This window comes from Polaromonas sp. P1_G2, assembly GCF_056405515.1.
Genome location: NZ_JBFUBY010000992.1, coordinates 1 through 487, shown reverse-complemented (window position 1 = coordinate 487; position 487 = coordinate 1). Strand labels below are relative to the sequence as shown.

Genomic DNA, 487 nt, shown 5'->3' with positions numbered 1-487 from the left:
TCTCATACCATTCCACCGCCTTGGCCTCGTCTTTCGGACCGGCGTCACCAAGCTCATACAGCAAACCAATATCCGTCATAGCGTCGCGATTGCCGAAAGCAGCGCCTTTTTGCAGCCAGCGCATTGCCGCCTCAGGATCCCAGTTCCCTCGGTTGAGGAAATAATTCCCCATGCTGCGGTAAGCCTCGGTGTCCCCGAGGTCGATGGCCTGCTGGAACAGTTCCCGGGCACGGTTCTGATCGGTTTTGACACCGGTGCCCGAGAGATAGCGCCCCCCGAGATCCTCCATGGCATTGGCGTCTCCAAGCGCCTCAGCCCTCTCCAGCAACTCGATCGCCTCCGCAGTTTTGGTCTTGTCCTTGCCGCTCAGATAAAGATTGGCCAGAGCGACCATGCCTTCCGTGCTGCCGCGATCCACCGAGGCACGAAAAATGTGCTCAGCGCGGGCACGATCCGCCTTTACGCCCAGGCCCCGCGAATAAAAGAC

The 487-nt window shown here is 59.5% G+C and carries 1 protein-coding gene; it reads right to left on the bottom strand.

Going from position 1 to position 487, the window contains the following annotated elements:
- The coding region (locus AC1D0P_RS28710; protein ID WP_477679842.1) for a tetratricopeptide repeat protein at positions 1–487 on the bottom strand (487 nt) is incomplete at both ends.